Origin of the sequence: Priestia sp. YIM B13486, from assembly GCF_042787865.1 — a bacterium.
Taxonomy (GTDB): Bacteria; Bacillota; Bacilli; order Bacillales; family Bacillaceae_H; genus Priestia; species Priestia megaterium.
Genome location: NZ_JBHZOZ010000001.1, coordinates 497646 through 515115 on the forward strand (window position 1 = coordinate 497646; position 17470 = coordinate 515115).

Here is a 17470-nt window from a genome sequence, read left to right on the forward strand (position 1 = left end):
AAAAGATGTGAATCGCACCATGGCGTCATTCACGTTAGTCGTCAAGATGCATTATTTTTTGTCGTCGTTTACTTCTTCAAACTCTGCATCTACAACATCATCATTTTGAGCGCCTTGTTCACCTGCTTGCTGAGCTTGTTGAGCTTGCTCATACAATTTTACAGTTAACGCTTGAACGATTTCTTGAAGTTCATCTTTTTTCGCTTTGATTTCTTCAAGGTCATTCTTTTCAATCGCTGCTTTTAAAGCATCTTTTGCTTCGTTAGCTTTTGTTACTTCAGCTTCTTCTACTTTTCCTTCAAGATCTTTTAGTGTTTTTTCAGTTGTAAACACTAATTGATCTGCTTCATTGCGTAGTTCCACTTCTTCTTTACGTTGCTTATCAGCATCTGCGTTTTCTTCCGCTTCTTTTACCATGCGGTCGATTTCGTCATCTGATAAACCTGTTGAAGATTTAATTGTAATAGCTTGCTCTTTGTTTGTACCTAAATCTTTTGCACGAACGTTTACGATACCGTTTTTGTCAATATCGAATGATACTTCGATTTGAGGTACTCCGCGTGGTGCAGGTGGAATATCAGTTAACTGGAAACGACCTAGCGTTTTGTTGTCTGCAGACATTGGACGCTCACCTTGAAGAACATGAATATCTACAGCCGTTTGGCTATCTGCAGCCGTTGAGAATACTTGTGATTTACTTGTTGGAATCGTCGTATTACGCTCAATTAGCTTTGTAAATACGCCACCCATTGTTTCGATACCTAGTGATAAAGGCGTTACGTCTAGTAATACAACGTCTTTTACATCACCAGTTAATACGCCACCTTGAATTGCTGCACCAAGTGCAACTACTTCATCAGGGTTTACACCTTTGTGAGGATCTTGACCAGTTTCTTTTTTGATTGCATCTTGTACCGCTGGGATACGAGTTGAACCACCAACTAAGATTACTTTATCAAGTTCACTTGCAGAAAGGCCTGCATCTTTTAAAGCTTGACGCACAGGAGCCATTGTACGCTCTACAAGGCCTGCTGATAACTCGTCAAATTTAGCACGTGATAAAGATACCTCTAAGTGAAGAGGGCCAGCTTCTCCAGCAGTGATAAATGGTAAAGAAATTTGTGTAGATGTTACGCCTGATAAATCTTTTTTCGCTTTTTCAGCCGCATCTTTTAAACGTTGAAGCGCCATTTTATCTTTGCTTAAATCAACGCCGTTTTCTTTTTTGAATTCAGCGACTAAATAGTCGATGATTACTTGGTCAAAGTCGTCACCACCAAGGCGGTTGTCACCTGCAGTTGCGCGAACTTCAAATACGCCGTCGCCAAGTTCTAGAATAGATACGTCAAACGTACCGCCACCAAGGTCATAAACTAAAACTGTTTGATCTTCATCTGTTTTTTCTAATCCATATGCAAGTGCTGCTGCAGTAGGCTCGTTAATAATACGCTCTACTTCTAAACCAGCAATTTTACCAGCATCTTTTGTTGCTTGACGCTCAGCATCATTAAAGTAAGCAGGAACTGTGATAACAGCTTTTGTTACAGGCTCACCTAAATACTCTTCAGCATACCCTTTTAAATGTTGAAGAATGATAGCTGACATTTCTTGAGGCGTGTATTGCTTGCCTTCTGCTTCAACCTTATGGTCTGTACCCATATGACGTTTAACTGAAATAATTGTGTTAGGGTTTGTAATAGCTTGACGTTTCGCTACTTCCCCAACTTGACGCTCACCGTTTTTGAATGCCACAACTGATGGCGTTGTACGGTTTCCTTCTGGATTTGGAATTACTTTTGGTTCGCCGCCTTCTAATACAGCGACACAAGAGTTAGTTGTACCTAAATCGATACCAATGATCTTACTCATTGACAATGACCTCCTTCATAATATGTAGTGTTATTGATTCACTTTAACCATCGCAGGGCGGATGATTTTATCTTTTAATTTGTAACCTTTTTGAAGCTCTTCTACTACTGTGTTCGGTTCGTATTCATCGTCTTCTACTTGCATCACTGCTTGATGCTCGTATGGATCGAATGTTTTCCCGACTGATTCAATTGCTTCAACACCTTCTTTTTGAAGTGCCTCTACTAATTGACGGTATACCATTTCTACACCTTGCAGCACGGATTTAGTTTGTTCATCCGCTGTGTTAACTTGTAATGCACGTTCAAAGTTATCAAGTGCTGGTAAAATATCCGAAACTAATGATTGAGCACGGTATTTTTGAGCAGCTTCTGCATCGAGACGTGAACGACGACGGAAATTATCGAAATCAGCTTGTAGACGTAAGTAGCGATTCTCTTCTTCTTCAAGCTGTTGCTTTAATTGATCATTTTCTTGTTGAAGAGGGTTTACTTCCTCAGACACTTCAGCTTCAGTTGCTTCAGCAGAGTCTGTTTGAACTTCTTCAACCACTTCTTCGTTTTGTTCTTCTACTTGCTTTTCGTTTGACAATTCATTCACCTCCCTTAAATGTTTACACACATTTTCACATTTTAAACAACGTTTTTTATTTTATCACAGGGAAAGGATGGAAGTAATATATTCCACCCGATTCCTTTATTCTTTATACAAGTTTGTTAACACTTGAGACATATCTGATGACAGCAGCGTAAGCAAACTAATCACACGCGCATATTCCATGCGGGTCGGTCCCAGTATAGCAATTGTACCAAGCTGTTCGTGACCAAAGGAATAACTAGCTGTAATTAAGCTGCACCCTACCATTTCATTCAATTTATTTTCATGACCGATTTTCACATGTATGCCAGCCTCATTTGGGCTTAACAGCTTATAAAACTGCTGTTCATGTTCAATAATGTTAAACAGCCCGCGAATTTTATTAAGATCATGAAATTCCGGCTGAGCAAATATATTCGTTTTGCCGCCAACTACTAATTTGCCATTCATGTTGAGCTTTAATGCATCATTGAGTATATCCATCGTCTGCTCATATCCTTGAATGTGGCTTTTTAAGAGCGTCGCTACTTCTTTGTACATTTTATCATGTAAATCAGTAATGCGAACGCCGATGAGCTTTTCGTTTAAAATGTTAACCATTTTTTCAATATCGGAAGGTTGAATACTGCTCGGCAGCGTAATCGTCCGACTTTCAACGTGTCCTGTATCGGTCACAATAATGGCAACAGCTGACTGAGCCGTTAAAGGTAAAATCTGCAGCTGTTTTAACTTATGGCTGACCGCTTTTGGTCCTAGCACAATAGACGTTAAACTCGTTAAATCAGATAAAATTTGCGCTGACTTTTGAACGAGCTGCTCCAGTTCTACAATGCGTTCAGCGAATACCGAACGTACCGTGGAAACGTCGCTTGCTTTCAAGTGCTGCGGGGACACTAGATGATCAACATAATAACGATAACCTTTCTCAGACGGAACGCGCCCTGAAGAAGTATGAGTTTTTTCAATAAATCCAAGTTCTTCTAGGTCTGACATCTCATTACGAATCGTAGCCGAACTAAAATTAAACTCTTCTTTCTTAGATAATGTTCGAGAGCCTACCGGCTGCGCAGATCGAATGAAATCATCAATAATGACTTGTAAAATTAATAACTGTCGATCAGTAAGCACGCTTCATCACCTCTGTTAGCACTCTAAAACTCTGAGTGCTAAATCTAATAATAAATTACCAAATCACTATAGCGATGTCAACGATTTGATATTAGATTATCCCAATAAAGGCTTGAAAAACTTCATTCCCCAAAAATCGACCATTGTGTGTTAAAAAGACTGAGCTATTGTCTTCACCCAAAAGTCCTTTCTCTTTGTATTCTTGAATAGGTTCTCCAAATACATCTTTTAATTCTCGATTGAATTTTTTCTTAAACTCCTCTTTTGAGACTCCCTTCGTTTTACGAAGGCCCAAAAACATTTCTTCTTCCATTTTTTCAGCCTCGGTCACGCTCACTTCATTGAGATATGCATTTCCGTTTTGCTTGACCGAATCAATGTACTTTTTTAATGGTCCAATATTTGCTCGTCTTATTCCGTCTATATAGCTATGTGCGCCTGCGCCAATTCCGTAATAATCGTCGTTGTTCCAATATGTTAAATTATGAATACTCTCGTAGCCTGGCTTTGCGAAATTACTGATTTCATATTGATGAAAACCTTGTTTGTCCATTTCTTTCATGAGCAGCTCATACATAGCTGCTTCTTCTTCTTGAGCAGGCAGAGGCAGCTTCCCTTTGTTCATTAAATTATAAAATACCGTTTTAGGTTCAATAATCAACGAATAGGCAGACATATGCTCTACCTCTAATGAAAAAGCCGTTTGAAGCGTCGAAGAGAAATCAGCTACCGTTTGCTCCGGCAGGCTATAAATTAAGTCTAAGCTTATATTCGACATTCCAATCTTTCTCGCTTGCTCAACACAATCAAATACCTGTCTGTTTGAATGCACACGTCCAATTTTCTCCAATAATCTTTCATTAAACGTTTGTACACCAATGCTTAAACGATTCACGCCATAATCATGGAGAAGCTGAAGCTTTTCTTTTGTCAATTCATTCGGATTCGCTTCAAATGTAAACTCACCTTTTTCGTCATAAGGGAGGTACATACGAATCGATTCTAAAAAATACTCCAGCTGCTGTTCATCTAAGGCTGTGGGCGTTCCGCCCCCAACGAATATCGTGTTTAAATTGGTCGTTGGATAACGTTCGACTGTTTGTTTCATTTCTTCTCGCATGCTTTCCAAATATGGCATAACGGGCTGATTTTTGAAAAACACTTTATTAAAGTCACAATAGTGACAAATATGATGACAAAACGGGATATGCAGATATGCTGCCTTCACCATGGACTTCCACCTCAATCACATTTATAAATGATAAAAATACCGCAGAGTCTCTCTGCGGTATTTTTATCTATGTTTGTTCACACTTATTTACAGCGCTCAAAACTCTTTACTATCGTATCAGATTAGCTTGATTTTCAAAACTAATTTGACATGTTAAATAATAGAATTTCAGCTATTAATCTTCGTCCATGCGAAGCACAGCCATGAATGCTTCCTGCGGTACTTCAACAGAACCGACCTGCTTCATACGTTTTTTACCTTCTTTTTGTTTTTCAAGAAGTTTACGTTTACGAGAGATATCTCCTCCGTAACATTTTGCTAAAACGTTTTTACGAATGGCTTTAATTGTTGAGCGCGCGACGATTTTTTGACCGATTGCCGCTTGAATAGGCACTTCGAACTGTTGACGTGGAATAAGCTCTTTAAGCTTTTCTACAATGACTTTACCACGATCGTACGCCGAATCTCTGTGTACGATAAAGGACAGTGCATCGACCGTTTCACCGTTTAAGAGAATATCCATCTTCACAAGCTTCGAAGGCTGATATCCAATAAGCTCGTAATCAAACGAAGCATAGCCTTTTGTATTTGATTTTAATTGATCAAAGAAATCATATACAATTTCAGCCAGTGGAATTTCATATACAATACTCACGCGATTAGCATCCAAGTACTGCATATCGATAAAGTTGCCTCGCTTCTTCTGACAAAGCTCCATCACAGCACCTACATAATCGTTTGGTACCATCATCGTTGCCTTTACATACGGTTCTTCCACACGTTCAATCTTTTGTGGGTCCGGCATATTAGACGGATTATCTACAGACAGATGAGTCTCGTCTGTTAAATACACGTCATAAATAACGCTTGGAGCTGTTGTAATTAAATCAATTTTAAATTCGCGTTCAATACGCTCTTGGATAATTTCCATGTGAAGCAACCCTAAGAATCCACAGCGGAAACCAAACCCTAAGGCCTGAGACGTCTCTGGTTCAAACTGAAGTGCAGAGTCATTTAGCTCTAACTTTTCTAGTGCTTCACGAAGATCGTTATACTTTGCTGTATCAATTGGATACAGTCCGCAGTATACCATTGGATTCAGACGACGATAACCAGGAAGAGGTTCACTTGCTCCATTTTTAGCAAGTGTAATCGTGTCCCCTACTCGCGTATCTCCAACGTTTTTAATAGCTGCTGTTAAAAACCCTACGTCGCCAACAGAAAGTTCATCTTTAGCAACGGCTTTTGGCGTTAACACACCTAGCTCCGTTACCTCAAACTCTTTTCCTGTTGCCATCATTTTAATTTTGTCGCCTACTTTTACTCGTCCCTGTACGATACGAATAGATGCAACTACACCTCTGTATGCATCATAAAATGAATCAAAGATCAGCGCTTGAAGCGGTGCATCTGGATCCCCTTCAGGAGCAGGAACTTTTTCAACAATTTGTTCTAAAATTTCTTCGATACCAATTCCTGCTTTAGCTGAAGCTAATACAGCTTCCGACGCATCTAATCCAATTACGTCTTCAACTTCTTGACGCACTCGCTCTGGCTCTGCACTCGGCAAGTCAATCTTATTAATAACAGGTAAAATTTCAAGGTTGTTATCAAGTGCTAAATACACGTTTGCTAGTGTTTGAGCTTCAATACCTTGAGCTGCATCTACTACTAGAATTGCACCTTCACACGCGGCTAAACTTCGCGACACTTCATATGTAAAATCGACGTGTCCCGGTGTATCAATTAGATGAAAAGTATACTCTTCTCCATCTTTTGCTTTGTATTGAAGCTGCACAGCATTTAATTTAATGGTAATTCCACGTTCACGTTCCAAATCCATCGAATCTAAAAGCTGAGCTTTCATTTCTCGCTGTGTTAACGCATTTGTTTTTTCTAAAATACGGTCTGCTAATGTTGACTTACCGTGGTCTATATGAGCAATAATCGAAAAGTTTCTGATTTTCGATTGTCGTTTCAATCTTGCTTCTCTATCCATATTTTTTTCACTCCTACTGAAAATCGGCAAAATACACTAAACTAAATTATAACAACACATTCGTCAACATTCAATAAGCATTCCATTGGGGATTTTTCCATACAAAAAAGCAGAAAGAGATTCTGCTTTTAATTAAGGAGATGATGGATAGCCTTAAAAGCTTTTCCTATTGTACTTTTCACGCCTTCCGCTAAACTTTGACCTAGCGAGGAGAAAAAGTTAAAAGCCTTTCGTTTTTCTAGAAACTGCTGTTTTTCGTCAATATTCACGACTTTTTTTGAACCTAAAACAGCCGCTTCCACCTGACCATCTGACGTTTTAGAAACATTAATAACATGTTCAATCGAAGGATCATTATATCCCTTCATTTTAATCAACCCTTGCTGAGCCGTCTGCATCCCTAAAAATACAATGCACAGTAAAAAAATGGTTAGCACTACTGATTTTAAAGTAAATTTAATCATATTATTAGGCCCCTTACTTCTTTATCTTCTGTAGTACTAACCATTATGACTATATTGTGAAGAACTCATTCATCTAAAAGCGTATTAATGAGTATATGCTCCAAAGTTCTCTTGATCCACTTCATGATGCAAAGCAGCGTTAAGTCCTCCTGCAACTACATTAGCCATATCTTCAATAAACATATCCACTTCTTTTGGCGTAACCATCAAATTATGGCCTAAAGGTGCAAGCACTTCATGAATAAGACGTCTTTTTTCTTCATCGGGAAGGGTGCCAATCATACCGAGATACGTTTGACGCTGCTCTTCATTAGGTAAATCATCCTCCGTGAGCTTCTTTTTTTCTCCAAACGTCATACCAGACGGAAGCAGCGACTTAGACGGCTTTCCCTGCTCTTTCATTTCTCGGCCAAAATGTTTTAAGATAAAGTCAATTGTATCGCTTGTAATGGAAACAGCATCCACCACCGTTGGAATACCTATTGCAATAACTGGAATGCCAAGTGTTTCATAACTGATTTCTTTGCGTTTGTTTCCAACCCCAGACCCCGGATGAATACCTGAATCTGAAATTTGAATGGTCGCATTTACCCGTTCAATCGAACGAGCGGCCAGCGCGTCGATTGCAATGATAAAATTTGGATTCACTTTCTTTACAACGCCAAAGATAATATCACTTGTCTCAATACCCGTCATTCCCATTACTCCCGGGACAATGGCGCTAACGGGTCTAAAGCCATCTTGCACGCTTTCAGGCTGTAGCTCAAACAGATGTCTTGTAATCAACAAATTATCTACTGCCTTTGGTCCAAGCGCATCTGGTGTAACACTTAAGTTTCCAAGACCCACTACAAGACAGCTAGCATCATCTGGAATGTTGAGGCTTTTAATAAAAAAATTCAGCTCTTTAGCAAATACTTCTTCCATGGCCTCTTGCTTTTCAGTATCCTGCTCGCGAATGCCTACCGATTCAAGGGTTACATATCGGCCTTTTTTCTTACCGATTGCTTCTGCGCCTTCTTCCGTAATTTCTACCATTGAAATTTTGACACCTTGTTCTTCTTTTTCTTTTACAATTACGCCTTTGATTTCTGACTGATTATTCGGTTTAGGCTGATTTTCTAACGCTATGTCTTTTGCTTCGACAGCTAAATCCGTGCGCACGCTATATTGACTTAAATCAAGTTCTTTTTCCATTTCTTAACCTCCTAGACAATCTTTGTTGAAATTATTGTCACCGAGGACTGGCAGATTCATGCATTTAAGAAATGAAAAGTGGAAGGAAGGGCGCAATATCAGCTACAAGCTTTTAAAGAGAGCTCTGTCATATAAAATTCCTTGTCAAGGCTATTGCATTCTGTCCTTGTGTTTGATAAAATATCTTTTGTTCTTATTGTGAAGAATGTCGAGTTCTATATAATCTCGATTGTTATCATTTCGGGAGGTGAAACGGATGCCAAACATTAAATCAGCTATCAAACGTGTAAAAACTACTGAAGCTCGCCGTGCTCATAACATTCAAGCTAAATCAGCTATGCGTACTGCAATCAAAAACTTTGAAGCTTTAGTTGAAAACAACGATGTAGATAACGCAAAAGCAGCATTTGCTGTTGCTTCTAAAAAATTAGACAAAGCTGCACAATCTGGTATTATCCACAAAAATGCTGCAGCTCGTCAAAAATCTCGCTTAGCAGTAAAACTTAACGGTTTATCTGCATAATTGAGACAAAAACGATCCCATTAGGATCGTTTTTTTATTGCGCTCTTTTTAATAAAAACAGCTGTAAAATAAGCGCTTTATCCATTTTCCCCGTCTTCATTTCATAATCTGCCTCTGCTAAATCCTTTAAAATTTCTTTAAGCTGCTGTTCCTCAAAACTTCTGCTCTGCTGCAAAGCAATTTTCACACGAAACGGATGAACCTTAATCGTTTGAGCAATTTGCTGCTGACCGTACCCTTGACTAGACAGCTGCTTCGTATGATAAATCAAACGAAACTGCGTCGCTAACAAAGATAAAATTTTAATAGGCTCTTCGTTATTACGCAGTAAATCCTGATACATATTTAAAGCAGTAGAAACCTTTCGCTGAATAACAGCGTCAATAAGTGTAAATACATTTTGTTCAAGCGTTTTTGCCACAAGCTTAAGCACAACTTCTTTTGTAATGACTCCGTCTTGTCCAACGTATAACACCATTTTTTCAATTTCATTTGTCACAAGCGTTACATTAAGACCCACAAGCTGAATAAGCAGCGTCACAGCATCTTCATCCATATTCACTCCATCTTTTGAAAGTAAATTATGAATCCACTGCTTCATTTCTTTTTCACCAAATTCGTTCGCTTCAATGTAAGCTGCTTGTTTTTTTAATAATTTTGTTATTTTTTTTCTTTCATCCAGCTTTTCATAAGGGGCTAGTAGAATTAACGTTGAAAAAGACGGGGGCTGTTCCACATATTGCTGCAGTTTTGCTAGATCATGCTCTACTTTATCTTTCGATTTTTCAGCCGTTAAAAATGCTGCATTTTTCGCAACCACTACACGCTTGTCTCCTAAAAAAGGAAGCGTTTCAGCATCTTCTAGAACTTGATCAATCGATGTTTCTTCTAAATCGTATAGTGACAAGTTAAATTCTTTATCTTCTTCATTTAACGTATAGTCGACGATTTTATCTCTAATCTTTTTACTCATAAATGCATTGACCCCGTGTATTAAGTAAACGGGGGCTATATTATTTTTGGTAATACTTTTTAAGCTATCAACTGCCAACGTATATACGCTCCTCTTTTTTATTCATCTATATTGATTATGTATAGTTACTGATAAACAAAATACAATTTCTATCGTAAAGGTGTTATGAGTTTTTGGCAACAATACAAAAGGAATTGCCTTAAAACGACAATTCCTCAGTTTATGATAAACATTAACAATATAAGCCCTAGGTTACTTATTTGTTAATGATTAAACCCTTATCTCTATTTTCTCCTCATGTCCATAAAGTATAGTTGTTAACTGTTGTCAGTTTGTGAAAACGCTTTTAAATTGTCTAGATTTTTTAAAAAAGTTAGATTATACTGTAAACAGGAGGGGTGTTAATGAACCAATTTGAAGAAAGTGTCCAAAGTAAACGCAACGACGCTGTCGATTCTGCCGTAGGATTTGGTGTTTCATTTGGCTTTTTCACTGCCTTATTTGTTATTGCAACTGTGATTCACTACTTGGGTTCGTAAAATTGCTTCAGGGCTGCTTCTTAGCAGTCTTTTTTAGTTCGTTTTTCTTACTATAGACTATGGAAGTTGCTGCGAAAACGTTCCTGACTTTTTTGTAAATTCATACATTACCCCACCATCTTCATCCGTTCGATAAATATACACTCCGTAGCTTTTCAGAAGCTCTAATATTTCTTGATGAGGATGACCATAACGATTTTTTTGTCCCGCTGAAACAAGCGCTACTTTAGGATTTAAATGTTGAACAAACTCTTCTGAAGTTGAAGTTTTACTGCCATGATGCCCAACTTTTAATACATCTGCTTTAAGGTTTGGAAAGTCTTTCAATATTCTTTGTTCTCCTTCCCTTTCTAAATCTCCGGTGAATAGCCATCTTAAATTTCCTAACTTAGCGTCTATTACAATTGAGCCGTTGTTGCTCGTTTCTTCGAAACCTGTCGGAGAAATAATCTGAAATAACACACCTCCTTCTTGCCAGCTATCTCCTTGTTGAACAATTTGAACAGGCACGCTTTGTTTTTGAGCAGCGATCACCAAGCCAGTCTCTACATCATTTAATTCAGCTTTTTTCCCAAGCACCAGCTCTCCGACAGCCACTTGTGAAAATAAATGCTGTGCCGCCCCTGCGTGATCATAATCGCCGTGTGTAATAATCATTTTATCTACCCTTGTTATTCCTTTTGAATGCAAAAAGGGAACAAGTACATCTTCTCCCACGTCAAAAGAAGAACGACGTTTTTGCCATGGTTCTTTTGGAAATGAAACGGTTCCTCCGGTATCGATCATATACACACCTTTTCGATAAGGAAGCTCAATGATAAAGCAGTCTCCTTGTCCTACATCGACCATTATGACCGTTCCTTTTGGATTCAAATAAGGATACATACATTGTGCGGCTAACAATGCCACGAGAAGAAACATATAGCGAACGAAAAATTCTCCTTCTTCGACCGCCACAAATAAAGCATAAATGCATAAGTACATGCCCAAAAACAGCACAATGTGGGGTTTTCCCGTTACAAAATCAGCGGGAATCCACTCAAAAAAGCCAAGCAATTTTTCACAAAAAAGTAAAAGAACATGAAGAATCTGCTCCAGCAGTTCACTCACTCCCGGCAAGAGGATACGAACAAAAAGAATGAACAAACAAAGAGGTAATATAACAAGAGAAAACAGCGGTACAAAAACCATATTTAATGGCAAACTGAGGAGAGATACTCCATAAAAATAGTACAACAATAAAGGAAGTGAACTGACTTGTGCAATTGCTGAAACAACCATGAGCTGGCTGAAAGAAGAATGAAAACGAGGTAAAATCGTCTGACTCGATAAAATCAATGCAAAACTAACGGCAAAAGAAAGCTGAAATCCTACATCAAATAAATAGTACGGCTTAAAAAGCAGCATGGCTATAAAAGCAAGGCTGATGCTATCAACCAAAAGAATTTTTCTTTGTATCTTTATCGATATAAGCATCAGCATACTCATAAAAACAGCTCGGACAACTGAAGCGCTGCCACCAGCCAAAACCATGTATACAGGAAGAAGCACAAGTAAAAGCGTAATGGCTCGCTCGCGCGTTATTCCAATCCGAATGAGCAAATAAAAACACATTGCTGTCAGCAGTCCAACATGAAGACCTGATATGGCAAGCAAGTGTATTAAACCAAATTGCTGATAGCGCTTGATACTCTCTTCTTCGATGCCGGTGCGCTCGCCGTAAATTAGTGCCTGCATAAACCCAGCACCTGGATCCGACATATTTTGTTGAATATAATTAATTCCTTTTTGACGAATAAAGGTAAGGTACGTAAGTGGAGTTAGAGTGGGGAGCTGGCATTTTACCAAATCAAGTCTCTTGACGTTAAGCTGCCAATGAATAGACTGATGGTACAAATATTGCTGATAATCAAATGCATGAAGGTTGCGAGCAGGTGAAGGAGAAGTTAATTGCCCCGCTAGTTGACAAACTTGATGAATCGTTAGCTTTTCGAGCTGCTGTTTCTCTTCCAACGTTTTTAGTTTATAAAAAGCCATGACCTCTTCATTTTGAACCGTAAACTTAAAAGTAAGCTTGTCGCCGTCACTATGCGGCACAGATGAAATTTCGCCTGTAAAAGAAGAAGATTCAGTTAAAAGAACCGTTTTGTTATGCTTATTTGTTTCAGCTAATAGGCAGACGCACAAAACACTCAACAGTGCAGAAGTAATAACCACTTTCCTCGGACATTGTAGCCATTGAAAAATGAAAAGCACGATTAGCAAAAACAGGCTTACAGCGGAATGATTATCATATACATATAAAGCTATCATCATGCTAAAAGCACAGTAAATATAATATCCTTTCACTTTTAGCTCCTTTCTTCTTAAAAGAAAGAGGCTTCTTACTGTTACTAAGTAAAAAACCTCTTTTACCTTTAATTTGCAGTAAACAAAGCGAGAGCTTCACGCTGTAAATTCATCACTTCTGCTTCGTCCGCTCCGCTTTTTTCTAAACGAGCGAGAACATCCGTCACAAATTGAAGCTTCTCTTTACTTTTTAAGTCAATGATTGCTTCATCAAGTTCAACTTTTGCTGTTTTCACTCCCGCCTGTTGAAATAACTCAACAGCATACGGATGATTTTTGTAATCATTAGCGTAATATACTGTTTTAATTCCCGCTTGAATAAGGGCTTTACAGCAGTTTAAACACGGAAAATGCGTGACGTATACTTCCGCATCTTCTGTTTTCACACCAAACTTAGCACACTGCAAGAGTGCATTCACTTCTGCATGAACAGTTCTTACACAGTGTCCATCAATCACATAACAGCCTTCGTCAGCACAATGCACGCCTCCGCTGATCGAGCCGTTGTATCCTCCAGCTATAATACGTTTATCACGCACCACTGTAGCCCCAACAGCCAGACGTTCACAAGTGCTTCTTAAGGCTAGCAAATGGCTTTGTGCCATAAAATATTGATCCCATGAAATCCGGTTCATCTCATTCCCTACCTTTTTATTTAAAACTGAATAATTATAATTATACTTGTCTCTTTCATAGTGTAGCGTTTCTTTTCCTTCTTCGTCAATAAGTCTCTACTGTACCGTAATTTGAGCTTTGATTTTTTCTAGCGACTTCTCGCCAATACCTGATACTTGCCCCAAATCCTCTACTGTTTGAAATAAGCCATTTTCCTCTCGATATGAAACGATGGCACTCGCTTTTGAAGGTCCAATGCCATTTAGCGTTTGCAGTTCATCAGTGTTCGCTGTATTGATATTAACAAGGGGCTGATCATTTGAAGTTCCTGAGGAAGAGATTGAAGAAACTGGAGATGAAGGCGGGATTTCTTCTCCAGCAGCTGGGATGTAAACAGCCATTTCATCTTGTAGCTTGCTAGCTAAGTTGAGCTGTCTTAAGTCTGCTTCTTTTGTAGCGCCTCCGGCTTGTGCTAGAGCATCTTTTACCCTTGCATCTTTCGGAAGCTGGTATACACCGGGCTTCTGAACAGCTCCTTTAATATCCACCATAACAAACGGAGAATCTTGGCTCGAAATTACTTGATCAGACGACTCTCCTTCTTTTTTTACAGCAGAAGATTCTGCCTTTATCATATCTGAGGTTTGAAGAGAACTTTCCGGTTTCTCTCCGCCTGTGCGATAGATATAAAAAGCCAAGCCAACTGCTAAGCAAATACACCCAATTAGCCATTGTTTTTTTGAAAAAGTCAAATTGTACACTCCTTTGAATTTTGAAGTAACGTCATAAATTCCATTACGTCTTCATAGTGTTTAGAAGAAAAGGCTTTTGAAGGAGGGAATGAATCAGTGAACATAGGGTTTATCGGAACAGGAAACATGGGGAAAATATTAATTGATGCGTTTATTGAATCAAAAGCCGTACGTCCTTCTAAAATTACTATTATGAATCGCACAAAAAAAAGAGCCAAAGAGATTCAACAGCAGCATAAAAAAATTCATGTTGCTGATACAGCTGAAGAAGTTGTTCACGCATCCAAAGTCATTTTTATTTGTGTTAAGCCATTGGATATTCACCCCCTTTTAATAAAATTAGAACCACTGCTGACGAAAGATCATTGCATTGTATCCATTACCAGTCCAATTAGCGTAGAACAAATCGAACGCCTCATTCCGAGTCAAGCAGCTAGAATTATCCCCAGCATTACCAATCGGGCATTAGCAGGTGTTTCTCTTTTCACGTTTGGAGAAAGGTGTACGCCTTTTTACCAAAATTATTTACATGAATTATTTTCATCTATGTCAAAGCCTGTGGCTATTGATCAAACGATTACGCGCGTATCATCCGATATCGTAAGCTGCGGTCCTGCATTCTTCAGCTTTTTGCTTCAACGCTTTATTGATGCAGCAGTTCAAGAAACAAATATTTCTGAAGAAGAAGCTACCGTCATGGCCAGTGATATGATTATTGGAATGGGAAAACTGTTGGAAAAAGAAATATTTACGCTTCCTACCTTGCAGGATAAAGTATGCGTAAAAGGCGGTGTAACCGGAGAAGGTATTAAAGTTTTAGAAGCTGAACTCGGAGAGATGTTTGTGCACGTATTTCAAAAAACACATGAAAAATTTGACGAAGACATTGAGCTTGTTCACAAGCAGTTTGATAGTCTTATTCCATAATTTCTGTAGAAATCCTGCTTTGAAACAAAAAAAGAAGCCTCTACTCGGCTTCTTTTTTTTGCGCAGAGAAAAAGATGCGCTCACTGTTTGAAGTAGGCTCACTCATTTTGAAATCTGCACTTACTTCTATATTTATAAAACCAGCTTCGCTCAGCCATGATTGATAATGGTCAATCGACCAAGTGCGCTGAGCATGCACCTCATCAAAGCGATGATATGCATCCATTTCTTCATCATAAGCAAAAAACGTAATATCATGCTCTACGCGCGTGTCTGTATCGTCATAGGTGCAGTTCCAAATATATGACACGTCTTCATCTACGTAAGAAAAAGATTGATTTCCAAATACGTCTTTCATCTTGTGCACTGAATGAACATCAAATATAAAGAGCCCACCTGGTTTTAAGTGCTTATATACACGTTGAATGGTTTCTTGAACTTCTTTATCACTTTGCAAATAGTTCAAAGAATCACAAAAGATTACTACACAGTCGAACTCTTTCAATAACTCAAGTTCCGCCATGTTTTGCTGAAAAAGAGATAGCGTTAACCCTGCTTCTGCCGCCTTTTCCTGGGCTACCATAAGCATATCATCAGACAAATCAACGCCTACTACGGAGAAACCTTCTTGTGCAAATCGAACGGAGAGTTCTCCCGTGCCGCAGGCAAGGTCTAATATACTGTCAGGCTTTGTTTTCGCTTTTGCCACCTGCTGATTAAAAAATTCAGCCCAATCGTCATACGGAACGTCTGCCATTAGCTGATCATATACGTAGGCAAATTCTCCGTACCTGCTCATAGCTGTAGCTCTTCTGAACTTACAAATGGTGCATCTCCCCATAAGCGTTCTAAGTTATAATATCCGCGCTCATCTTTATGGAAAATGTGAACCACAACATCTCCAAGATCAACAAGAACCCACTTAGCCTGCTCAAATCCTTCTAAACGCTTCACAGAAATGCCTTGTTCGTGTGCTTTTTCTTTAATTTCACGAGCGATTGCCTGCACTTGTTTATCTGAGTTACCGTGACAAATAACAAAATAATCTGCCACAAGTGAGATTCCTTCCATATTTAACGCTACGATATCGATTGCTTTTTTATCGTCTGCTGCTTCTACAACAAGAGATAGCAATTCACGTTCAGTCATGTGTTTGACCTCCTAAGATTAAATCATTATATGTCATCATCGTATCGGGATAAACGGCCTGATGTTTAGTCATTAAAAAAGAAATGGTGTTTTTCAGTGATTGAATAAGTGCTGCATTTAAGTCCGTTTTAGCTAACTCCCGCACTTCATCAACACCTGGAAATCTCCTTCCGGGTTCAATGTAATCAGCAACGTACACAATTTTTTCAAGTAACGTCATGCCAGGTCTTCCAGATGTATGGTAAGCAATCGCATCCAATACTTCCTTATCCGTAATCCCTACTTCATTTCTCACTAAAAACGCGCCTACTGGAGCATGCCATAATTCTGTATTGTATTCCAATAAAGAAGGGCTCATGTTTTGATCAATAATAATTTGCTTCATCTCTTCCTTTGGACGAAACTTGGCGTAGTCATGAAAAATAGCAGCCAATTCTGCTTTTTTTTCGTCTGCTTCAAAACGCTTAGCTAATTCAATTGCTGTTTCCATTACCCCGACAGTATGAATATAACGGCGTTCTGTTAACTGTTTCTTTACGATTTCTAATGCCTCAGTTCGATTCATATAATTGATTCTCCTCGATATATTGTTTAACACCAGCAGGTATAAAATAACGAATGGTTTCTTTCTTTACTACTCGTTCGCGAATAAAGGAAGAGGAGACATCAAACTGCGGAACTTCTACTTCTTTTATCGGGTAAGGGGACGTAATGGTATACCCCGGGCGTTTTACACCTACAAATGTAACCAAATTGACTAATTCATCAATTTCATACCACTTCGGCAAATATTCTACCATATCAGCACCAACGATGAAATGAAACTGATATGTTGGATATTTCTCCGTTAGTATTCTCATCGTATCATATGTATATGAAGGCTCTTTGCGCTCAAATTCGATGGGCTGCAGGGTAAATTGATCATGTTCTTCAATAGCTAGCTTTAGCATGTGTAAACGATGATATGGCTCAATAGGCTCTTTGATTGTTTTATGAGGTGGAATATACGACGGCATGAACCATATCTCATCTAATTTCAAGGCATGCAAAACCTCATTTGCCATCATTAAATGCCCCAAATGAGGCGGATTGAATGTTCCACCTAAAATTCCAATACTCTTCAACAATCCCCGACTCCTTTAATTTACTTCATTTTTA

The 17470-nt window shown here is 38.7% G+C and carries 18 protein-coding genes; 3 read left to right on the forward strand and 15 right to left on the reverse strand.

Features of this window, described 5'->3' with window-relative positions; genetic code table 11:
* Positions 1-51 precede the first annotated feature (51 nt).
* The 7 genes from dnaK to gpr form a co-directional block, all read right to left on the reverse strand.
* On the reverse strand, positions 52-1869 hold the full coding sequence (gene dnaK, locus ACFX4G_RS02540; RefSeq protein WP_013059242.1) for a molecular chaperone DnaK: 1818 nt from the start codon (positions 1867-1869) through the stop codon (positions 52-54).
* A 30-nt stretch (positions 1870-1899) separates the two neighbouring features.
* Entirely contained in the window at positions 1900-2460 is a 561-nt protein-coding gene (gene grpE / locus ACFX4G_RS02545) for a nucleotide exchange factor GrpE (protein WP_013059243.1), read from the reverse strand.
* Between the two features lie 105 nt (positions 2461-2565).
* Positions 2566-3594: a heat-inducible transcriptional repressor HrcA gene (gene hrcA / locus ACFX4G_RS02550; protein ID WP_377572776.1), complete on the reverse strand. Its 1029-nt coding sequence runs from the start codon at positions 3592-3594 to the stop codon at positions 2566-2568.
* Between the two features lie 91 nt (positions 3595-3685).
* On the reverse strand, positions 3686-4825 hold the full coding sequence (hemW, locus tag ACFX4G_RS02555) for a radical SAM family heme chaperone HemW (protein ID WP_097824613.1): 1140 nt from the start codon (positions 4823-4825) through the stop codon (positions 3686-3688).
* A gap of 175 nt (positions 4826-5000) precedes the next feature.
* Positions 5001-6824: a translation elongation factor 4 gene (gene lepA / locus ACFX4G_RS02560; RefSeq protein ID WP_013059246.1), complete on the reverse strand. Its 1824-nt coding sequence runs from the start codon at positions 6822-6824 to the stop codon at positions 5001-5003.
* A gap of 128 nt (positions 6825-6952) precedes the next feature.
* A complete protein-coding gene (locus tag ACFX4G_RS02565) occupies positions 6953-7288 on the reverse strand; it encodes a DUF3679 domain-containing protein (RefSeq protein ID WP_013085063.1) in 336 nt (111 codons plus the stop codon).
* A gap of 84 nt (positions 7289-7372) precedes the next feature.
* On the reverse strand, positions 7373-8485 hold the full coding sequence (gpr, locus tag ACFX4G_RS02570; protein WP_043976177.1) for a GPR endopeptidase: 1113 nt from the start codon (positions 8483-8485) through the stop codon (positions 7373-7375).
* Between the two features lie 256 nt (positions 8486-8741).
* On the opposite strand from gpr, the gene rpsT reads away from it, so the two are divergent.
* Positions 8742-9008 (forward strand): 30S ribosomal protein S20, encoded by a 267-nt coding sequence (gene rpsT / locus ACFX4G_RS02575; protein ID WP_013059249.1) that lies wholly within the window; start codon positions 8742-8744, stop codon positions 9006-9008.
* 34 nt (positions 9009-9042) lie between these two features.
* Here the strand turns inward: rpsT and holA are convergent, their stop codons facing one another.
* Positions 9043-10059, reverse strand: a complete 1017-nt coding sequence (gene holA, locus ACFX4G_RS02580) for a DNA polymerase III subunit delta (RefSeq protein ID WP_013059250.1) — start codon at positions 10057-10059, stop codon at positions 9043-9045.
* Between the two features lie 326 nt (positions 10060-10385).
* On the opposite strand from holA, the gene ACFX4G_RS02585 reads away from it, so the two are divergent.
* Positions 10386-10520, forward strand: a complete 135-nt coding sequence (locus ACFX4G_RS02585) for a YqzM family protein (protein ID WP_013059251.1) — start codon at positions 10386-10388, stop codon at positions 10518-10520.
* Positions 10521-10577: 57 nt separating this feature from the next.
* Here the strand turns inward: ACFX4G_RS02585 and ACFX4G_RS02590 are convergent, their stop codons facing one another.
* From ACFX4G_RS02590 to ACFX4G_RS02600, 3 genes are all read right to left on the reverse strand, one after another.
* Positions 10578-12869 carry a DNA internalization-related competence protein ComEC/Rec2 gene (locus tag ACFX4G_RS02590; protein ID WP_377572779.1) on the reverse strand — a complete coding sequence of 764 codons (2292 nt, stop codon included), beginning with the start codon at positions 12867-12869 and terminating at the stop codon, positions 10578-10580.
* Between the two features lie 68 nt (positions 12870-12937).
* Positions 12938-13504, reverse strand: coding sequence for a ComE operon protein 2 (locus tag ACFX4G_RS02595; RefSeq protein ID WP_025750557.1), 567 nt, complete (start codon positions 13502-13504; stop codon positions 12938-12940).
* Between the two features lie 96 nt (positions 13505-13600).
* Positions 13601-14236: a helix-hairpin-helix domain-containing protein gene (locus ACFX4G_RS02600; protein WP_043976171.1), complete on the reverse strand. Its 636-nt coding sequence runs from the start codon at positions 14234-14236 to the stop codon at positions 13601-13603.
* Between the two features lie 96 nt (positions 14237-14332).
* On the opposite strand from ACFX4G_RS02600, the gene comER reads away from it, so the two are divergent.
* Entirely contained in the window at positions 14333-15163 is an 831-nt protein-coding gene (comER, locus tag ACFX4G_RS02605; RefSeq protein ID WP_097824616.1) for a late competence protein ComER, read from the forward strand.
* 40 nt (positions 15164-15203) lie between these two features.
* Here comER and ACFX4G_RS02610 read toward each other — a convergent pair whose 3' ends face one another.
* The 4 genes from ACFX4G_RS02610 to ACFX4G_RS02625 are packed head-to-tail and all read right to left on the reverse strand — an operon-like array spanning position 15204 to position 17436.
* A complete protein-coding gene (locus tag ACFX4G_RS02610; RefSeq protein WP_043976170.1) occupies positions 15204-15962 on the reverse strand; it encodes a class I SAM-dependent DNA methyltransferase in 759 nt (252 codons plus the stop codon).
* Positions 15959-16312, reverse strand: a complete 354-nt coding sequence (gene rsfS, locus ACFX4G_RS02615) for a ribosome silencing factor (protein ID WP_013085071.1) — start codon at positions 16310-16312, stop codon at positions 15959-15961. Before rsfS ends, ACFX4G_RS02610 begins: the two co-directional genes overlap by 4 nt.
* On the reverse strand, positions 16305-16877 hold the full coding sequence (gene yqeK / locus ACFX4G_RS02620) for a bis(5'-nucleosyl)-tetraphosphatase (symmetrical) YqeK (RefSeq protein WP_034648849.1): 573 nt from the start codon (positions 16875-16877) through the stop codon (positions 16305-16307). Before yqeK ends, rsfS begins: the two co-directional genes overlap by 8 nt.
* Positions 16864-17436 carry a nicotinate-nucleotide adenylyltransferase gene (locus ACFX4G_RS02625; protein WP_013085073.1) on the reverse strand — a complete coding sequence of 191 codons (573 nt, stop codon included), beginning with the start codon at positions 17434-17436 and terminating at the stop codon, positions 16864-16866. Before ACFX4G_RS02625 ends, yqeK begins: the two co-directional genes overlap by 14 nt.
* Between the last annotated feature and the right edge of the window lie 34 nt (positions 17437-17470).